The following is an 18225-nucleotide window of genomic DNA, read 5'->3' as shown; positions in this document are numbered from 1 at the left end:
CGTCACCGGCGGGGTCCTCGACCCCGAGGGTGCCGATGTTCAACCGCCGTTCCCTGCTGGCCGCCACGGGCGCCACGCTGCTGACCCGCCTGGGGCGGGCGGCCCCGGCGCCGCGTGTGGCCGGGGAACGCCTGACGCGCATCGCCTTCGGCTGCTGCGACCATCCGGAAATGGCGCAGGACATCTGGCCGGCCATCGCCGCGACCGACCCCGACCTGTTTCTGTTCCTGGGCGACACCGTCTATGCCGACGACGCCGTGACGGCCAAGGTGGGGATCATCCCGGCCCTGGCCGAGATGTACCGCCGGCTGGACGCCTCCCCCGAGTTCCGGGCCTTCCGCGCCCTTGTGCCGATCGAGGCCACCTGGGACGACCACGATTATGGCGTTCATGACGGCGGCGCCGATTTCCCCGGGAAAGAAGCCGCCCGCGCGCTGTTCCTGGATTTCTTCCAGGTGCCCGCGAATGACCCGAGGCGGACGCGCCCCGATGGCGTCTACCACGCGCTGGAGTTGGGCCCGCCGGAGCGGCGCGTCCAGATCCTGTTTCTGGACCTGCGCTACAACCGTAGCCCCCTGCTGCGCCATGACGAGCCGGAACGCACGGCCAAGAGCGGCTTCGGCCCTTATCTGCCCAACCTGGACCCGGCGGCCACCATGCTGGGCGCCGACCAGTGGCGCTGGCTGGAGGCGCAACTGCGGCGACCGGCCCGGGTACGCCTGATCGGGTCCAGCGTCCCCTATGCCGCCGGCCACCGGGGCTATGAGGCCTGGACCAACTTCCCCCTGGAGCGCCAGCGCCTGGCCGACCTGATCGCACGCACCGGCGCCGGCGGCGTCCTTTTCCTGAGCGGCGAGGTCCATTACGGCGAGATCAGCGTCCTGACGCGGGGCACGCCCTATCCCCTCTATGACGTCACCAGCAGCGGCCTGACCCATTATTGGCCCCTGCCCGGCCCCAACCTGAACCGTCTGCCCATCGGCACCGTGGCCCAGCGCAACTTCGGCATGATCCACATCCTGTGGGAGGCGCCGGAACCCCAGGTGGTGATGGAGGTGCGAACGGCCGATGGCGTCCTCGGCATCCAGCACACGGTGGCCCTGGACAGCCTGCACACCTGAAACACGCTTTTGCTATTTCCCAAGAAAGACGTTCATGACTGCGGTTCTGATTGACTGTGATCCCGGCATCGACGACGCCCTGGCCCTGGCCTTGGCGGTAGCCTCTCCCGAACTGGACGTGCGCGCGGTGACCTGCGTGGCCGGCAACCGGCCAGTGGCTGTCACCGCCACCAACGCCCGGCGCCTGCTGGACCTGTTCGGCCGGCCGGATATCCCCGTCTACGCCGGTGCCGCGCGGCCATTGCTGTATCCCCAGGCCCGGACCAACCTGGTGCATGGCGAGGATGGTCTGGGCGGGGTGGCCTTGGGCGGGGACGCGCGGCCGGTGGTGGCGGACCATGCGGCCGACGCCCTGGCCCACCTGCTGCTGTCGCCGCTGGGGGCGGACCTGACGATCGTGGCCATGGGACCGCTGACCAATCTGGCGCTGGCGGAGATACGGCATCCCGGCCTGCTGGCGCGGGCCCGTTCCATTCACCTCATGGGTGGGGCCGCCCATTGCCCCGGCAATGTCACCCCGGCGGCGGAGTTCAATTTCTGGGCGGACCCGGCGGCCGCCCATGTGGTCATGACCGCCGGCGCCAGGTTGGAGGTATTCCCGCTGGACGTGACCGGTCAGGCGGCGATGCCCCCCGCGTGGCTGGCAGCCCTGGCGGCCCAACCCACGCGATCCGCCCAGGCGCTGGCCGCCATGCTGGCGGTGTACGGCGAACAGGATCCCCTGCTGCACGACGCCTGCCCGGTGGCGGCCCTGCTGCGGCCCCGCCTGTTCAGGGGGGAGACCGGCCGGCTGGAGGTTGACTGGCGGCCGGGCCCCGATGAGGGGCGCAGCCGCCTTCACCAGGATGGCGAGGTCAACGCCGCGCTGTACACCGGCCTGGACACGGATGGCCTGCTGTCCCTGATGGCCGAGCGCCTGGCCCGGCTGCCATGAGGGGCCCGGCACTCGCCCTGGTGCTGATGGTGATGACGGGGCTGGCGCCAGCCGCCGCCGGCGCACATGCGGCTGATGGGCGGCCCCCGCGCGTAGCCTTCTTCGTCAACGGGGCGCTGGGCGACAAGTCCTTCTTCGATTCCGCAGCCCGGGGCCTGCGCCAGGCGGAGGCGGACTTGCACCTGGCCACCCGCACCATCGAGGGCGGCTATGATCCCACACGATGGGAGAGCAGCCTGGTGGACCTGGCCGACAGCGGCGACTTCCCCATCATCGTGACCGGCACCTACACCATGGGGCCGCTGGTGCAGAAGGTGGCCCCCGACTATCCGGACGTCACCTTCATTCTGTTCGACGGCGTGGTCGATTACGCCCGCTGCGCCTGCGGCAACGTCTATTCCATGCGCTTCCGCCAGAACGAGGGTGGCTATCTGGCCGGCGTGCTGGCGGCTGGCTTGGTGCGGGCCGGGACGATATCCGGAGCCAAAGACGTGGTGGGATTGGTGGGCGCCATGCCCATCCCCGTCATCAACGATTTCGCCGCCGGCTATGGGGCGGGGGCGCAGGACGCAGCGCCCGGCATCGCCGTGCTGCGCCAGTTCGCCAATTCCTTCTCCGACCCCGCGACGGGCAAGGAGATCGCCAAGGCCCAATATGGCCAGGGGGCCGGCGTCATCTTCCAGGTGGCGGGGGCCACCGGCCAAGGCGTCATCGAGGCGGCCGAGGAAGCCGGGCGCTACGTCATCGGCGTGGATTCCGACCAGGCAGCCCTCTACCGCGCGTCCAGCCCCCGCCGCGCCGCCCGCATCCTGACCTCCGTCATGAAGAACGTAGACGCCGCCATCCTGCGCGCCCTGCGGCTGTGGCAACAAGGCCGGCTGCCGATGGGCCGGACGGAGTCCCTGGGCCTGAAGGAGGGTGCCATCGGCCTGGCGGACAACCCGGATGCCGCCTTGACCGTGCCGACCGCCGTGCGCGCCGCGGTGGCGGCCGCGCGCCAGGGAATCATCGACGGCACCCTGGCCGTGCCCACCGCCTTCCCAGGGGCGCAGCCATGACCCCCTCCATCGCCCCACCCTTCGCCCCATCCTTAGTAGCCATCGCCCTGGAAGACGTGGCGAAGCGCTACCCCAACGGCACCTTGGCCAACAGTGGTGTCAGTTTCACCGTGGCGGCCGGCGAGATCCACGCCTTGGTGGGTGAGAACGGCGCCGGCAAGTCCACGGTGATGAAGATGCTGTACGGGCTGGAGCGGCCAACGGCCGGCATCCTGCGCATCCATGGCCGGCCGGTGGACTTCCGCCACCCAGGCGACGCCATCGCGGCCGGGATCGGCCTGGTGGCGCAGCACCTGAATCTGGTGCCGTCGCTGACGGTGGCGGAAAACGTGGTGCTGGGGCATGAGCCGCGCCGGATCGGCGGCCGGCTGGACCGGGCAGCGGCAGCGGCCCGCGTCCGGGAGCTAGTGGAGCAATCCGGGCTGGCCGTGGATCCGGCGGCAACGGTGGCCAGCCTGCCGGTCGGCGTGCGCCAGCGGGTGGAAATCCTGAAGGTGCTGCACCGGGGCGCGCGCATCCTGTTGCTGGACGAGCCCACAGCCGTCCTGACCCCGCCGGAGACGGCAACCCTGTTCGCCACCCTGCGCCAACTGGCCGCCGCCGGTCGCACCATCCTGGTCATCACCCACAAGCTGGATGAGGTGAAGGCCCTGGCCGGCGGCGTGACCGTCCTGTGCCAGGGCCGCGTCACCGGCAGCGCCCGCATGGCGGCGTTGGATGAGGGCGCGCTGTCCCACCTGATGGTGGGCGGGGACCTGCCACCCCCGCCGCCCCGGCGCACAGCCCGCACCCGCCCAGCCCCGCGTGTCGTCGCCCGTGGCCTGGGCTATATCGACGATGACGGGGCCATCCGGCTGCGCGACGTCGGCTTCGACGTGGCACCCGGCGAGATCCTGGGCATCGCCGGGGTGGAGGGCAACGGCCAGGACGTGCTGGCGCGCCTGCTGTCCGGCGCCGCCATCCCCAGCGCCGGCGACGCTCGCCTGGATGGCCGGGTCTTCACCGGCCTATCCCCCCGCGCCGTCCGCGCCCAGGGCGTGGCGGTGGTGACGGAGGATAGGCTGCACGACGGCGCCGCCCCCAGCCTCAGCATCGTCGACAACCTGATGGCCACCCGCTACGCCCGCCCACCCCTGTCGCGCCGGGGCCTGATCGACCGCGCCACCGCCCGGCGCTGGGCGGGAGAGGTGATCGGCGGCTTCGGCGTGCGCGCGACTGGGCCCGACCAACCCATCGGCGCGCTGTCGGGCGGCAACATGCAGAAGCTGATCCTGGCGCGTGAGATCGCCGACGCCCCCGCCTTCCTGGTCGCCAGCCAGCCGACCCGGGGCGTGGATATCGCCGCCGCATCCGCCTTGCATTCCCGCCTGGCCGCGTTGCGGGATCAGGGTGCCGCCATCCTGCTGATTTCGGCTGACCTGGATGAACTGCTGGCCCTGTCGGACCGCATCGCCGTGCTGTACCGGGGGCGGATTGTCGCCCGGTTCGCGGCCGGGGCCGTCGACGCCCAGACCCTGGGCCTGCATATGACGGGGCTGGGGCCCTCGGTGGACGGGGGCGACCATGACGCCGTCGCGTGAAGGGGCCCGCATCGCCCTGGCCGTGGGTGCCGCCCTGGCCCTGGGCTTCGCCGTCATGGCCTGTGTCAGCGACCACCCCTGGGCCGCCTTCCGCGCGCTGCTGACCGGCCCCCTGCCCTCGATCGAGCGCGCCGCCGATGGCCGCATGGTGGTGCATCGGCTGGTGCGCTTCGGCGCCTGGCTGCAGGACGCCACCACCCTGACCCTGGTGGGGCTGGCCATCGCCATCCCCTTCCGCGCGCGGCAGTTCTCCTTGGGGGCTGACGGCCAGCTGTTCATGGGCGCGCTGGCGGCCGCGGCCGTCAGCCTGGGTCTGGGGGATACGCCGACCGCCCTGCCGCTCGCCTTCCTGGCGGCGGCGGCGGCCGGCGCAGGCTGGGGCCTGGTGGCAGGGCTGTTGAAAACCCGGTTCGAGGCCAATGAGATCGTGACCACCCTGATGCTGAACGTGGTGGCGGTGCAGGTTTACCGCCTGGTGGTGGGCCGGGTACTGAATGACCCCACTGCCGGCTTCATCACCACACCCCCGCTGCCCGAGGCCGCGACCCTGGCGCCGTTGATCGCCCGCACCACCGTGACGGCCATGGTGCTGGTGGCGCCGGCGGCGGTGGCGGCGGCCCTGTTCCTGCTGCGGCGGACGACCCTGGGGTATGAGATCGACCTGGCCGGCGCCAACCCCTGGTTCGCGGTCCGTGCCGGGGTGCCGGTGGCCCGGGCCACGGCGCTGGCGTTCGCGCTGGGTGGCGCGTTCGCCGGATTGGCGGGTTTCCACGTGTCGAACGCCCTGCTGAAGCGTCTGCCCGTCGACCTCACCCCCGGTATCGGGCTGGAGGGCATCGTGGTGGCGCTGCTGGCGCGCGGGCGGATGGGCGCCCTGCCCCTGGCAGCCCTGGGCTACGCCTACCTGCGGGTGGGCGCCCAGGCCATGGAGCGCGCCACCGATGTCCCGCGCGAGGTGGTTCTGGTCATCCAGGCGCTGATCATCCTGTTCGTGGTGTCGGACCGCCTGGCGCCCCTGGCCCTGGGGTTGATGCGCCGCGTCCGCACAAACCTCGGTGGGAGGGCGGCATGAGCCTGGACCTTATCGCGGCCGGCACCGTGGCCGCCGTGGTGGCGGCCGCCACCCTGCGCGCCGCCACCCCCATCATCTTCGCCAGCCTGGGCGGCCTGGTCTCCGAACTGGCCGGCTGCATCAACGTGGCGCTGGAGGGTGTGATGCTGGTGGCCGCCTTCGCCGGCGTCATCACCTCCGCCTATTCCGCCCTGTGGTTCCCGGACGCCCCCCTGTGGCTGCACCCGTGGCTGGGTTGTGCCGCCGGCCTGCTGGCCGGCACGGCGCTGGCGGGCCTGCTGGCCGTGTTCCATCTGGAGTTGGGGGCCGACCTGATCGTCACCGGCATCGGACTGAACATCCTGGCCCAGGGATTGACGGTGCTGCTGATGGCCCACCTGACGGGCGACAAGGGTTCGACCGCCAGCCTGACCAGCTTCGCCCTGCCCAGTCTGCGCTGGCCTGGCATGGGCGGCATGCCGGTGCTGGGCGTCCTGCTGAACGGCGACGGGAACGCCGGGCACAACGTGCTGGTCTACGGCGCCCTGGCCGCCACCGGCTGGGTCGCGTGGGCGCTGCGCCACACGGTCTTCGGCCTGCGCCTCAGGGCGGCGGGGGAAAACGCGGAGGCGGCGCTGGCCGCCGGTCTGCCGGTGAGGCGGCTGCGCTATGCCGGCCTGCTGCTGAGCGGCCTGCTGACCAGCGGCGGCGGCGTCTTCCTCGGCATGGGCTACCTGACGCTGTTCCAGGCCGACATGGCGGCGGGACGGGGATACCTGGCCCTGGCCGCCGTGTTCCTGGGCGGCCGCCGGCCCCTGGGCACGGTGGCGGCGGCGCTGGTCTTCGGGGGCGCCACCGTCATGGCCGCCCGCCTGGGCCTGCTGGCCGTGCCGGCCGAGGTGGTTTTCATGATCCCGCCCCTGGTCACCATCGCCGCCCTGGTCCTGGTCAAGCAGCACCAACGCCTGGCCGCCCGTCGCCGCGCCGCGGCCGGCCGGGCCGCCCTTCTTTCCTCCTGACGGACATGACATCCATGATCACATCCTCCCTGCATAACCGGATCGCCGGTTCGCTGCTGCTGGCCGGCATGGGCGACGCGCTGGGCGCGCCTACCGAGCAATGGTCCATGGCCGAGATACTGGCCGCCCATGGCGGCCTGGTTACCGCCTTCGTGACACCCACGGCCGACACCTTCGCCGGCGCCAACGCCGGCAAGAGGGCGGAGGTGACGGACGACGCCAGCCAGATGTACTACCTGGCCCGCGCCCTGGTGCGCGGCGAGGGCAGCCTGGACGCGGCCGGCTGGGTCGCCTGCCTACTGGACTGGGCCGACACCTCGCCCAAGGCCGGCTTCATGGGGCCCAGCACGGTGGGCATCGTGGCGGCCCTGCGCGCCGGTACCGACCCGGCCCTGGTGGGCGTCATCGGCCAGTCGCGGCGCAAGATGACGACCATAGGCACCACCAATGGCGCCGCCATGCGGGTGGCGCCGGCCGGCCTGGTCCATCCCGGCGACCTGGACGCCGCCTGCGCCCAGGCGCTGGTGACCTGCCTGCCCTCACACGACACCGATGTCGCCATCGCTGCCGCCTGTGCCATCGCCGCCGGCGCGGCCCGGGCCCTGGTGACGGACGACATCGCCGACGTCATCACCGCCTGCGTCGAAGGGGGACGCCGAGGCGCCACCCTGGCCGCCCGGCATGCCCGCGTGGGCCCCGGCCCCCGCTTCCAGGCGCGCCTGGACCTAGCGCTGGAGATCGCCGCGCGGGCGACAGATGATTGGACCTTCCTCGAGACCCTGGATGCGCAGGTCGGCGCCTCAGTCCTGGCGGCGGAATCGGTGCCGGCGGCCATCGCCATCCTGGCCTACGCCAAGGGCGACCCGCTGCGCACCATCGCCCTGTCGGCCACCATCGGCAACGACACCGATTCCATCGCCACCATGGCTGGGGCGCTGGCCGGCGCCCTGCGTGGCACCTCCGCCTTGCCCGCCAGCCTCACTGCCGAATTCCGGGCGGTGAACGCGGCGGACTACGGCCTGAATGCCCTGGCGGACGCCCTGGCCGCCATCGCCCATCGACGGCTGGCGGCATGACGGAGGCCGACATCCTGATGCCCCTGCCCGCCACGGCGCGGGAGTGGGCGGACACCCCCGCCGCCGTGGGCCGGGCGCTAACCCGCTTGGCCGGGCCGGTGCGGACCCTGGCGGCGGCACTGGCCGCCCGCGGGATTGGACGCCTGCTGGTGGCCGGATCCGGCGACAGCCTGTCCGTCGGGCTGATGGCCGCACCGGCCTTCGACGCTTATGCCGGCATTCCCTGCCAGGCGTTCCAGGCCTTCGAACTGGCGCAGTACGGCCACCCCGACCTGGGCGTCCACTCCGCCGTGGCGGTGATCAGTTCCAGCGGGCGTCCGTCACCCGCCCATGACGCCCTGGCCCGCGCCCAGGAGAGTGGCGCCCTGGTCGTCGGCATCTGCGATCGGGAGGACACGCCCTTCCTGGTCCCGCCGGCTTGGGGGCTATGCCCCGGCGCCAGCAAGAAGGGCATGCCCACGCAATCGACCGCCGCCGCCCTGGCCGTCCTGATCCTGCTGGCGCTGGAATGGGGCAACGTGCTGCGGTATCCGGCGGCGGATGTCCGCGGGGAGGTCACCACCCTGCCGGCTGCCCTGGAAAGCGTCCTGCGATCCGACGCCGCAATCCACGCCCTGGGCGCCACGCTGACCACCCGGCGTCAACTGCACATCGTCGGCGCCGGACCCAACACCGGCACCGCCCGCTGCATCGCCGACCTGCTGACGGCGGCGGCGGGACTGGCCGCCCTGCCCCATGCGGTGGAGGAGTTCCACCACGCCCTGCGCCTGCAGGCACTGACGCCCGCCGACCTGGTGCTGATCCTGGCGCCCCCCGGCGCGCGTGCGGCGGACCGCCTGGCCGATACCGCCACCGCCGCCCGTGCACGCGGTGCGGCGGTGGCGGTGCTGGGCGGGCCGGACTTCCCCGTGCCCGAGATGGATGAGCCCATGACGCCTCTGCCGCTGCTGATGCAAGGCCAAGCCCTGGCGCTGGCCGCCGGTGACGCCGCCGCCCAGGCCGGCCGCTTCCGGACCCTCGCCAATACGGGGGCCACCCGATGACCCCGCCAAGCGCTCGCCGCTTCGGTCTGCTGGCCTATGGCGACCCCAATATCGACCTGGTCTTCGCCGTGGACCGCGCACCGTCGGCGGATGAGAAGGTGCTGGGCCGGCACCTGGGCCGCCATGCGGGCGGAACGGCGGCCAACGTGGCCTGCGCCGCCGCCCACCTAGGCCTGCCGACGGCGGCGTACGGCCGGGTCGGCCGCGATGACGGCGACTACCTGGTGGCGGAGTTCCAGCGCTTCGGCGTCGTCTCCCAGTGGGTACGGCGCGTGGCGGGACCCTGCGCCACGGCCCTGATCCTGGTGCAGGGGGACGGGGAGAAGGCGCTGGTCTACGCGCCGCTGCCCGGCTGGCCGCTGGATACGGCCACCCTGGCCCCGTCCCTGGAACAGTCCCACGTGGTTTACGCCATGCCGTACGACCTGGCGGAATTCGAGATCGTGAGCCACGAAGCCCGCGCCGCCGGCACCCTGGTCGCCATCGATGTGGAGGCGGCGGTGGTCCCTGGCCCGGAGCGGCTGGCAGCGCTTTTGCCCCTGTGCGACATCGTGTTCTTCAACGAAGGCGGGTTCCGCGCCGCGACCGGCTTGCCCCCGACGCCGGAGCATGCACGGACGCTGCTGAAACAGGGGCCGGGACTTGTGGTGGTGACCTTGGGTGCCCGGGGAGCCATCGCCGTGCGCAGCGACGAGAGCGTGATCCAGCCTGCGTTCCCGGCACACCTGGTGGACGCGACCGGGGCCGGCGACTGCTTCAACGCCGCCGTACTGGCCCGCCTGCTCGGCGGCGACAGCCTGGCCGACGCCCTGCGCTTCGCAGCCGCCGCCGCCAGCCTGGCCATCACCGCCATCGGCGCCCGCGCGGGCTTTCCCGACCATGCCGCGGTAGCCTCGGTATTGGACAGCGCAAACCAGGGGGCATCCACTCCACTCTCGGATACATCACCCCGGAACAGGCCGAGCGAAAGGCCGCATAACCAGGTGTCCACTTAAGCGGGGGAAGGTCACTTCGCCATGACCCCACTCCTGCAAGGCCCGACATCACCGTCAATCTTTTATACCCGCTGCCCCAAGGGGCGCACTCCACTGGAAGATGCGCCAATCATAGGGGACACTGCGGCCGGATGAGACGGATTATCCCGCCCCGTCCGTGTCAGCGGCCCAAAAGCTCTGTGAGCTTGGCAATGACTGGCGCGACAACGGCACGGGCGGCAATAGCCGCCCCTTCGGGGTCCCGGCGCTCGATCGCCTCGACAATCCCGGCATGGGCGGCGGCACCCGGCTCAGGCACCTCCCGCTCTGCCAGAACCGCCTGAGTGTTCTGACGGACGGCCGCTGAAAAGTAGCGGTACAATTCCGCCAGCGCCGCATTGTGCGCCGCCGTCGCGATCGCGGCGTGGAAGGCGAGATCACGATCGATGAACCCGGCAAGATCACCGTCGGCGGGTACGTCACCGCGTGCTTCCAAAAGCCGTCCCAGCCTTTCGAGGTCTTCATCCGTCCGGCGCGTGGCTGCAAGACGCGCCGCCTCGGTCTCAAGGATAGCCCGTAGTTCGAAATGATCCCGCAGGCTGGCATGGCTCACCCGGCGCATGACTTCAGCCGGGTCGACGCTGGAGCGGACATAGGTGCCGTCGCCTTGCCGGACTTCCAGCACTTGTGCGTGGGACAGCACCCGGATCGCTTCGCGAACGGTGTTGCGGCCGACCTGCAGCATGGCGGCCAGGTCAGGCTCTCTCGGAATGCGCTGTCCTACTTTCCAAGCGCCACTTTCGATCTGCGTGCGGATAAGGCTGATGGTCGAGTCGACCAACGACGTGCGAGGAGCTTGGGGAAGAGGCGCAGTCGCGGACATTATTTTCAACCTCGCCGAATGACTCGCATCGTTCATAGCTCGTCATCATGATAGATCGGGTGATCCTATCTTTGCCACCCATTGGCAGCAAGCTCACCTGATGTCTCAGAGGCAGGAGCCCGCCCCGTTTCGATGTCCGATTTTCTTTCGGTCTCCGCTTCGACGGGAAACTCCGACTGCCATCCTCCTCCCAAGGCCTTATACAGGGTGGCCAATGCCAGGTCCGTGTCGGTATCGGCCTGCGTCTGGGCACGCTGGACACTCAGAAGCTGGTTCTGGACACTCAGCACGTTGAGGAAATCCACGGCGCCTTCGAGATATTGCGACTGTGCCGTCGCCAGGGCGATTCGGCTCTGTCGCACGGTTTCCAGCAGCTGGCTGCGCTGATTTTGCGCGGCATTGTAGGCGGTGAGCGCATCGTCGACCTCGTGCCAGGCTTGCAGGACGGTGCGCTGATAAACGATGGCAGCCTGTTTTTGCTGAGCTTTCCGCAGTTCCAGCGCACCATGCAAGCGGCCCCCTTCGAAGATTGGCAAGCTGATCGAAGGGCCAGTGCCATATTGCCGTGACGCCCAGGAACCGAGACCGGAGAACTGCAGCGCCTGAATGTCGAAGCTGCCACCAAGCACGACACGCGGATAGAAGTCGGCGACCGCCACCCCGGTATTGGCCGTCGCTTCATGGAGGCGCGCTTCAGCGGACCGGATGTCCGGCCGTTGCCGCGCCAGCTCGGACGGCAAGCCGACCGGTATACGCGGCGGAACAGGTGGTATGGGCTTGGGCGCCGCAAGTTCCGTGGCAAGCGCGCGGGGCGGTGCACCCAACAGGAAGCTCAAGGCATTGATGAGTTGCGCCTGCTGCTTCCGGAGCGCCGGCAACCCAGCCTGGATCGCCGACACTTGTGCGGCGGCATTGGCGACGTCCAGATTGGTGGCGGCGCCATTGGAGCAACGCAGCTTGGTCAGCGACAGGCTATGGGTTGCGATATCCAGATTTTGCTGGGTGATCGCTATCTGCGCCTGCACGCCGCGAAGCTGGAGATAATCACGGGCGGTTTCTGCAAGGGCGCTGACGAGCACGCCCCGGCGCATGTCCGCCGTCGCCTCAACCTCCGCGCTCGAGGCTTCGACGGCGCGGCGCACCCGCCCCCACAAATCAAGCTCCCATGAGGCGTCGAAGCCATATTGCCAAAGGTCGAATGGGGCGGAGCCGCTGCTCCCCGGCAGGGAGGTCGGCCCGAACCCCGGACCGCCATTGGCGATCGCCGCCGCACTTTGCGGTTGCGTCGTGCCAAGCAGGCCCAGCACACCATTGGGGCTCGCCCGCTCACGGGCATAGGAGGCGTTCGCGTTGCCAGATAGGTATTGGTCGGCGCCGACCATTCGGCGTTCGGCCCTGCTTTGCGCCACCCGGGTTGTCGCCTCCGCCACATCAAGGTTCATTGACGCGACCCTGCGCTCCAGGGACGACAATTCAGCATCGCCGAAGATCGTCCACCACTCAGGGTCGGCGGCGGCGGCGTCCATCCGGCTGGGGGCGGCCTCCCCCACCGGCGGCGAAAACGCGAGCGGGAGCGCTGGGGTCGGTTCGTGCCAATCAGGTCCGACCGTGCAGCCGCCGAGGAATAGAAGCGCCCCGGCCATTGCAAGGCGGCTGGCGCTGGACATGGGGGTTCGAACCGCAGTCATCGGCCTGCCACGTGATTGAGGGTTTGAGAAGCGCCCTGGCCGCCATCTCCAGGGCCCGCGGTATCCAGGCTGACGTTAACCGACATGCCGACGCGGAGGCGCTGCACCAGCGCCTGTCCGGGATCGAACCGGATCTTCAGGGGAATGCGCTGCACCACCTTGGTAAAATTCCCGGTGGCGTTGTCGGGAGGGATGGGCGAAAAGGCGATGCCGCTCGCGGGCGCCACGCTATCGACAGTGCCTGTGAGCGTCTGCCCCGGAAAGCTGTCGACGGTGATGCGCGCCTTTTGGCCTGACGCCATGTGCGTAAGCTGGGTCTCTTGAAAGTTCGCCAGCACGTAAGCCGATCGCAACGGCACCACGGCCAGCAACGCTGTGCCGGGGCTGACATAGTTGCCGACCCGCACGCTGCGCTGGCCGATGACACCATCGATCGGCGCGAGGATGCGCGTATAGGACAGGTTGAGGCGGGCCTGATCCAATGTCGCTTGCGCGCGCTTCACCTCCGCCGCGACCTCATTTCTCTGGGCATCCAGAACCGCCAGTTCATGTCGGGCGGCCGCCGCGGCGGCCGTGTCGCGATCCTTCGCCGCCACTGCCTGCCGAAGCTGGGAGGCGGATTGCTGCTGTTGTTCAAGGCTGCCGGCACCACCCAGGGAGAGATTGTGGTAGCGCATGGCGTTGGCTTGGGCGAAGCCCAAGGCCGCATCGTCCGCGCGTATGGTCGCTTCCGCCTGCTCGATGATCGGCTTCTGCCGGGCAAGCTCCGCCGTCAGGTTCTCGACCTTGGCCTGTGCGGCGGCCAAAGCCGCCTCGGCCGCGGCCACGACGGCGCGACAATCACGATCATCGATATGGGCGAGTTCCTGTCCCGCACGGACCTGCTGGTTATCCTCTACCGTTACCGCGTCAATCAGGCCGCTGACCTTGGGCGCGACAATCGAGAAATCCGCCACGATATAGGCATCATCGGTCTGCTGCGTTCTTTCATCCCCGAGTAGAGCGCGATCAGCGTAAAAGGCGGTGACAGCGCAGGCCGCGACGCCGCCGGCGAAAAGCACTTTCTTTGTTCGTGTCATAGAAATTCCTGACATCAGTGTGCCGCAGGCGCCGGGACCCCCGCGGATGCGGGCGGATAGACACGTGTCGGCAGGATGGGGATGAGAAGCAAAAGAGCGATGGCGATGCCGATCATCACGAGGTTGATATCGACCGTCGTGAGAACTAGGGCTTGATCGCGTACCGCCTGGGCAAAGGTCGCAAGATCGCGTGGCTTGTCGTTCAAGCCCGACAACACGAAGTTCGACGCCCCATAGTGATCGAGCAAAATGTTGGAGTGTGTGTGCTCCCGCCACGTTTCGAGGAAGCTGATGAGGCCCGCCGCGATGGCATTGGCGAAGCCCTTGACCATGTTGAACATGCCCGAGACGAAAGGCCCGTCCGTCGGCGCCAACTTCATCGTCGCAAGCATAAGGATCGGAATAATCGCCATCGGCTGCCCGAAGACCTGAAGGGCCTGCAACAAATAGAAATTGCCCCGGAACCAGTCCGATGTGATGAAGCTCCCGCCATAGGCCGAAGCGGCCATCAGCAGCAGGCCGCCGGCGAGCACCCACCGGCAATCGACCCGCCGGATATTGCAGAGCGCCGAGACGAGCGGCAGCGCAAGAAGCTGGGGCAGAGCGATGACGAGTGCCATCGGCGCTGTCTGCAAGGGGCGGTAGCCTCGCACCTCCGCCAAATAGGCGGAGGGCACCTCGATATTCGCGACGGCCAGCACCAGCACCGTTGCCACGGCGATGAGCGAGAAGGACAAGTCGCGCGAACGCAGCATCTGGATGCGGAAAAAGGGGAGCGGGTGAAACCACTCATTCAGCAGAAACATCACGAACAGGAAGACACCACCGATGATCAGGTGGCAAATCAGGGGTGAGTGGAACCAATCCAGACGATCCCCCTGCATCAGCCCGATGACGAGCATGCAAATGGCGGGGAAACCCAGCAGCAGACCGCGCCAGTTGAACTGCCGCAACCGCTCCAGCCTCAGCGGATCCTGCGGAAGACCATAGGCGACCAGGAAGATGCTGATAAGGCTAAGCGGGATGGCTTCCCAAAAGACCGCCCGCCACCCGAGATACTCAAAGCAGAGCGCGGCGAGGGGCGTTGCGAGGTTGGGACCGCAGGTCGCCGTCAGGGCGTAGGCTCCCAGGCCATAGACCTTCACTTTGGGCGGCAGGTAGCGCAACGCCACGGTCATGAGCATAGGCGGCAAAGCACCGCCCGCGAATCCCTGAACCGCGCGGAGGATGTAAAGGCTGGTTATGCTGGACGTGAACGGCGCGGCCACGGCCAGCATGGCGAACAAGCCAACCATCGTGATGGTGAAGCGGCGGAGCGAAAATGTGACGGCGCACCACGGCGCGAAAGCCATGGCCGACACCTGAAACGCCTCATAGAGCGCGGTCAGCCAGGTTCCTTCGTCACGGCCGATCCCCAGGACACCCCGGATGTCGGTCAAGTCGATATCCGTGACGTGTTCGTTGAAACCTGAAACCAGCACGGCGATCAGCACGCCCGCGAGGCCGGCGGCGATACGGGGCGTGAATGGTGCCGGACCCGCCGGGCGTACGACCGGCGCGGCAGCCGCAGGCGCCAGCATGATTGATCCGGTCATATCGCGGCCTCCGGGCCAAGCCGCCCCTGCAGGAACTGATGCCGCTTGTCATCGCAGAGTTCGCCATGGGGCGGCGATTTAAGCCAACCCCCTGGGACATGACACGGCTGGACTTTGAACATCATATCGTCCTAACATAGGATGTTTAATCGTGACGGTAGCCATCTCACACCGAGGGAGTCAACGAATGTTTCATGCGGTCTTGGTTGGGATTGACGGGTCTGGCCAAACGGAGGGCGTCGTCACCATCGCCGCCGATCTGGCCCGGGCGTGTGGCGCCTCACTCCATATCCTTTGCGTGGTCGACCCGGCCTATTTCCTTAGCGAGCCGGATGGCCGTCGTCCGAGTGAGGCCGATGAGGCCGACTATCCGGCTGCTGCGATGGAACGCGAAAGCGCGGACGATCTCGTCCATCGCGTACTCCTCGGACTCCGGGAGCAGAAATTGTCGGCGGAGGGCTCGGTCGTCCAGGGGGAAGCCGTGGAGCGGATTCTGGAAACGGCCTCTACCCTCGGATGTGATGCGATCGTGCTCGGACACCGGCATCTTTCTTGGCTCGGCCGGCTGACGGAACGTTCCGTCTGTCGTGAAGTGCTGGAAAAAGCGTCAGTCCCCGTGCTGGTCGTTCCTTCGCCAGATAAGGCCCATCCCGCTTCGTCGATCAGGCAGGGATGAAATCCTCACGGCGGGGCGCCAAACATGACTGTCCGCCCCCTGCCCTGTTTTCCACCGTCATCCTCTGACGGATCCGTGCCCTGTACGTGGTGTAGACTCATTGGCTGGCCAGATAGGCGGTCGGAGAAACGCCGAGCGTTCGGCGGAACATGGCGGCGAATGCGCTCGGGCTGTCATACCCATGCTCCAGCGCCACTTGCAGCACCGACGCCCCGGCCGCAAGGCGGGGCAAGCTCAGCAACAAGCGCATGCGGCGCAGCCATTCCCCGAAACTCATCCCCAACTCGCGATGAAACAGGCGCGCGAGAGTCCGTCCGCTGACATGGATTTCCGCCGCAAGCTCCTCAAGCGTGACGGATACGGACGGATCGGCGATCAGCCTCTCGCAGAGCCGCACGAGACGTGGATCGTGCGGCATGGCGACATGCAGATGCAGGCGTGGTGCGGCTTCGATCTCGTCAAGAATCAGTTCCATCACCCGTTCGTCCCGGCTCGCTGGCGCATAATCCAGCGGAATGCGGGTCGCCGCGACGATTGCTTCCCGCAGGAAGGCGGAAACCTCGATCACCTCGCATGTCCGCGGGAGATTGGGTCGCGCCCCATCCAGAACGAAGATCGTCCGCATGAAGACATTGCCGGAGATCCGAATGCCATGTTCTTCACGTGGCGGCATCCAGACGGCCCGCCCAGTCGGCACCACCCAGCTTCCCTCCCGGCTCGTCACTGTCATGACGCCGCTGAGCGTGTGGATCAGTTGCGCGCGCGGATGGCTGTGCGCAGCGATGTGCTCACCATCGGGATGATCGCTCGCCAAGGCGGCCACCGGCCTCGGCGAGCGTTCGCAGTCTTGAAAAGTACGCTCTTTGTCCATTTCGAGACGATTAATGTCAGCCCCGCTGGAGAAGGACAAGCGGCAATCCCATAAAACGATGGCTCGTCACCATCGAGCCGACCATCGTGAGCCATCCTTCAAGCGGCCTGATCGCCGCCATTCTTTCCGCATCGCTCCTGGCTGGCTGCGCCACGGCACCCGGAACGCCACCTCAATCCACGGTGGCAATCCCGGGTCAACTGGCGGACAGCGAAGCCGTGCGCTCCGACGCGCCGCCGCCGGACTGGTGGCGCCTCTATCACGAGCCGGCGCTCGACGTTCTTGTTGAGGAGGCGCTGACGAACAACCGCGACCTGCGGGCCGCATTGGCGAACCTGCTACAGGCCCGTTCGATCCTGAGCGAGGCTCGGGGTGAGCTATGGCCGACGACCAATCTTTCGGGCGGGGCCGGTGAAGGCAGCACGCTGGAGGACCAGATCGCCGCCGCCTCGGAGGGAACCGACAAAATCCGAACCGGTCCGCGCTTCGATATCAGGACTTCTGTCTCCTGGGAGCTGGACCTTTTTGGTCGGCTGCGCTCCACGGTCAAAGCCGCAGAGGCAGATGCGCAAGCGTCCGCCGCGCTGGAAGATGGTGTCCGGGTCGCTGTCGCCGCTGGCGTGACCGGCGCCTGGCTCGACGCTTGCGGTTATGCTCATCGCGCTGATGTGGCGCGCCAATCCCTGGCATTGGCGCAACGCGGCCTGGATTTGGCCGAGCGGTTGCTGGCCGCCGGCAGCGGCCTGCCGGTCGATGTGTTGCGTGCCGAGGTCCTGGTGGATCAGGCCAGCGCGGCCATCCCGATGCTCGATGCGAAACGACATGACGCGCTGACCGAATTGGCGGTGCTGACCGGACGTCCGCCGGCCGAGATACCTTCTGCCGCTGCGGCGTGCAGGCGGCTACCAGCCATCACGACGCCATTGCCGATCGGTAACGGCCTGACGCTGCTGCGGCGTCGCCCGGACGTGCGCGCCGCGGAACGGAAGCTCGCGGCGAACACCGCGCGAATTGGTGTCGCCGTGGCCGATCTCTACCCCCGAATCTCTCTCGATGGCGGGGCCGCACTATCGTCGCCCACGGTCGGAGGCATCGCCAGCCGTAACAATCTCGTCTGGCGCGTCGGTCCATTGTTGAGTTGGAGCTTCCCCAACGTCAGCGCCGTCCACGCGCGCATCAGATACGCCCAGGCTGGTGAAGCCGCGGGTCTCGCCGATTTCGACGCCACCATTCTGAGAGCCCTCAAGGAGGTGGATCAGACGGCGGAGGATTACGGCGCAGCGCTTCGCCGGCAAGGTGATTTGCGCGCGGCCGCCGACCACAGCGCCCGCGCGGATCGCCTCATGCAGATCCAGCGATCGGCGGGTGCGGCGACCGCACTGGAAGCACTGGATGCGGAGCGCGCGGACATCGATGCACAAGCGGCTCTCGCCGCCGCCGATAGCGATGTGACCACGACGCAGGTGGCTCTCTTCAAGGCACTGGGTGGTGGCTGGGAAAACGCTCCCGCCATCGTCCTGCCGTCCCCGCAAAGAACAGCGCCCGTCGCCTCGGTGACGGGTTCCTCGAAGTGAGGT

Annotated in this window: 16 protein-coding genes; 11 read left to right on the top strand and 5 right to left on the bottom strand. The window is 68.4% G+C overall.

Features of this window, described 5'->3' with window-relative positions:
• Positions 1 to 35: 35 nt before the first annotated feature.
• Genes P5F91_RS01400 through P5F91_RS01360 form a run of 9 tightly spaced genes read left to right on the top strand, consistent with a single transcriptional unit; the run spans position 36 to position 9877 of the window.
• Positions 36 to 1121 carry an alkaline phosphatase D family protein gene (locus P5F91_RS01400; protein WP_277906246.1) on the top strand — a complete coding sequence of 362 codons (1086 nt, stop codon included), beginning with the start codon at positions 36 to 38 and terminating at the stop codon, positions 1119 to 1121.
• Between the two features lie 34 nt (positions 1122 to 1155).
• Positions 1156 to 2055: a nucleoside hydrolase gene (locus P5F91_RS01395; protein ID WP_277906245.1), complete on the top strand. Its 900-nt coding sequence runs from the start codon at positions 1156 to 1158 to the stop codon at positions 2053 to 2055.
• Positions 2052 to 3113 (top strand): BMP family ABC transporter substrate-binding protein, encoded by a 1062-nt coding sequence (locus tag P5F91_RS01390; protein WP_277906244.1) that lies wholly within the window; start codon positions 2052 to 2054, stop codon positions 3111 to 3113. The genes P5F91_RS01395 and P5F91_RS01390 overlap by 4 nt, the downstream gene beginning before the upstream one ends.
• Positions 3110 to 4693 (top strand): ABC transporter ATP-binding protein, encoded by a 1584-nt coding sequence (locus P5F91_RS01385; RefSeq protein ID WP_277906243.1) that lies wholly within the window; start codon positions 3110 to 3112, stop codon positions 4691 to 4693. Before P5F91_RS01390 ends, P5F91_RS01385 begins: the two co-directional genes overlap by 4 nt.
• Positions 4677 to 5765 (top strand): ABC transporter permease, encoded by a 1089-nt coding sequence (locus P5F91_RS01380; RefSeq protein ID WP_277906242.1) that lies wholly within the window; start codon positions 4677 to 4679, stop codon positions 5763 to 5765. Before P5F91_RS01385 ends, P5F91_RS01380 begins: the two co-directional genes overlap by 17 nt.
• Entirely contained in the window at positions 5762 to 6763 is a 1002-nt protein-coding gene (locus P5F91_RS01375; RefSeq protein ID WP_277906241.1) for an ABC transporter permease, read from the top strand. The genes P5F91_RS01380 and P5F91_RS01375 overlap by 4 nt, the downstream gene beginning before the upstream one ends.
• Positions 6764 to 6777: 14 nt before the next feature.
• The gene (locus P5F91_RS01370; RefSeq protein WP_277906240.1) at positions 6778 to 7839 is read left to right on the top strand and encodes an ADP-ribosylglycohydrolase family protein; all 1062 of its coding nucleotides are present in this window, start codon (positions 6778 to 6780) and stop codon (positions 7837 to 7839) included.
• Positions 7836 to 8882 (top strand): hypothetical protein, encoded by a 1047-nt coding sequence (locus P5F91_RS01365; RefSeq protein WP_277906239.1) that lies wholly within the window; start codon positions 7836 to 7838, stop codon positions 8880 to 8882. The genes P5F91_RS01370 and P5F91_RS01365 overlap by 4 nt, the downstream gene beginning before the upstream one ends.
• Complete coding sequence (locus tag P5F91_RS01360; protein ID WP_277906238.1) at positions 8879 to 9877, top strand: carbohydrate kinase family protein; 999 nt, start codon at positions 8879 to 8881, stop codon at positions 9875 to 9877. Before P5F91_RS01365 ends, P5F91_RS01360 begins: the two co-directional genes overlap by 4 nt.
• Positions 9878 to 10037: 160 nt before the next feature.
• On the opposite strand, the gene P5F91_RS01355 is transcribed toward P5F91_RS01360, so the two are convergent.
• The 4 genes from P5F91_RS01355 to P5F91_RS01340 are packed head-to-tail and all read right to left on the bottom strand — an operon-like array spanning position 10038 to position 15101.
• Positions 10038 to 10775: a FadR/GntR family transcriptional regulator gene (locus P5F91_RS01355; RefSeq protein WP_277906237.1), complete on the bottom strand. Its 738-nt coding sequence runs from the start codon at positions 10773 to 10775 to the stop codon at positions 10038 to 10040.
• Positions 10776 to 10804: 29 nt separating this feature from the next.
• Positions 10805 to 12406, bottom strand: coding sequence for an efflux transporter outer membrane subunit (locus P5F91_RS01350; protein ID WP_277906236.1), 1602 nt, complete (start codon positions 12404 to 12406; stop codon positions 10805 to 10807).
• Positions 12407 to 12423: 17 nt separating this feature from the next.
• Positions 12424 to 13506, bottom strand: a complete 1083-nt coding sequence (locus P5F91_RS01345) for an HlyD family secretion protein (protein WP_277906235.1) — start codon at positions 13504 to 13506, stop codon at positions 12424 to 12426.
• A gap of 14 nt (positions 13507 to 13520) precedes the next feature.
• A complete protein-coding gene (locus P5F91_RS01340; protein ID WP_277906234.1) occupies positions 13521 to 15101 on the bottom strand; it encodes an MFS transporter in 1581 nt (526 codons plus the stop codon).
• A 187-nt stretch (positions 15102 to 15288) separates the two neighbouring features.
• Between P5F91_RS01340 and P5F91_RS01335 the strand changes: the two genes are divergently transcribed.
• Entirely contained in the window at positions 15289 to 15777 is a 489-nt protein-coding gene (locus tag P5F91_RS01335; RefSeq protein ID WP_277906233.1) for a universal stress protein, read from the top strand.
• A 97-nt stretch (positions 15778 to 15874) separates the two neighbouring features.
• Here P5F91_RS01335 and P5F91_RS01330 read toward each other — a convergent pair whose 3' ends face one another.
• Positions 15875 to 16687, bottom strand: coding sequence for an AraC family transcriptional regulator (locus P5F91_RS01330; protein WP_277906232.1), 813 nt, complete (start codon positions 16685 to 16687; stop codon positions 15875 to 15877).
• 47 nt (positions 16688 to 16734) lie between these two features.
• On the opposite strand from P5F91_RS01330, the gene P5F91_RS01325 reads away from it, so the two are divergent.
• Positions 16735 to 18222 (top strand): efflux transporter outer membrane subunit, encoded by a 1488-nt coding sequence (locus P5F91_RS01325; RefSeq protein WP_277906231.1) that lies wholly within the window; start codon positions 16735 to 16737, stop codon positions 18220 to 18222.
• The last annotated feature ends 3 nt before the right edge of the window (positions 18223 to 18225 follow it).

It is taken from the genome of Nitrospirillum amazonense (assembly GCF_029594735.1).
GTDB lineage: Bacteria > Pseudomonadota > Alphaproteobacteria > Azospirillales > Azospirillaceae > Nitrospirillum > Nitrospirillum amazonense.
Note: the sequence above shows the minus strand (reverse complement) of the source record. Positions and strands in the feature narration are given on the sequence as shown.

Bases quoted from the DNA above. Each gene is read 5' to 3' on its own strand.
- P5F91_RS01400 (WP_277906246.1), top strand. From the start codon at position 36: ATGTTCAACCGCCGTTCCCTGCTGGCCGCCACGGGCGCCACGCTGCTG.
- P5F91_RS01395 (WP_277906245.1), top strand. From the start codon at position 1,156: ATGACTGCGGTTCTGATTGACTGTGATCCCGGCATCGACGACGCCCTG.
- P5F91_RS01390 (WP_277906244.1), top strand. From the start codon at position 2,052: ATGAGGGGCCCGGCACTCGCCCTGGTGCTGATGGTGATGACGGGGCTG.
- P5F91_RS01385 (WP_277906243.1), top strand. From the start codon at position 3,110: ATGACCCCCTCCATCGCCCCACCCTTCGCCCCATCCTTAGTAGCCATC.
- P5F91_RS01380 (WP_277906242.1), top strand. From the start codon at position 4,677: ATGACGCCGTCGCGTGAAGGGGCCCGCATCGCCCTGGCCGTGGGTGCC.
- P5F91_RS01375 (WP_277906241.1), top strand. From the start codon at position 5,762: ATGAGCCTGGACCTTATCGCGGCCGGCACCGTGGCCGCCGTGGTGGCG.
- P5F91_RS01370 (WP_277906240.1), top strand. From the start codon at position 6,778: ATGATCACATCCTCCCTGCATAACCGGATCGCCGGTTCGCTGCTGCTG.
- P5F91_RS01365 (WP_277906239.1), top strand. From the start codon at position 7,836: ATGACGGAGGCCGACATCCTGATGCCCCTGCCCGCCACGGCGCGGGAG.
- P5F91_RS01360 (WP_277906238.1), top strand. From the start codon at position 8,879: ATGACCCCGCCAAGCGCTCGCCGCTTCGGTCTGCTGGCCTATGGCGAC.
- P5F91_RS01355 (WP_277906237.1), bottom strand. From the start codon at position 10,775: ATGAACGATGCGAGTCATTCGGCGAGGTTGAAAATAATGTCCGCGACT.
- P5F91_RS01350 (WP_277906236.1), bottom strand. From the start codon at position 12,406: ATGTCCAGCGCCAGCCGCCTTGCAATGGCCGGGGCGCTTCTATTCCTC.
- P5F91_RS01345 (WP_277906235.1), bottom strand. From the start codon at position 13,506: ATGACACGAACAAAGAAAGTGCTTTTCGCCGGCGGCGTCGCGGCCTGC.
- P5F91_RS01340 (WP_277906234.1), bottom strand. From the start codon at position 15,101: ATGACCGGATCAATCATGCTGGCGCCTGCGGCTGCCGCGCCGGTCGTA.
- P5F91_RS01335 (WP_277906233.1), top strand. From the start codon at position 15,289: ATGTTTCATGCGGTCTTGGTTGGGATTGACGGGTCTGGCCAAACGGAG.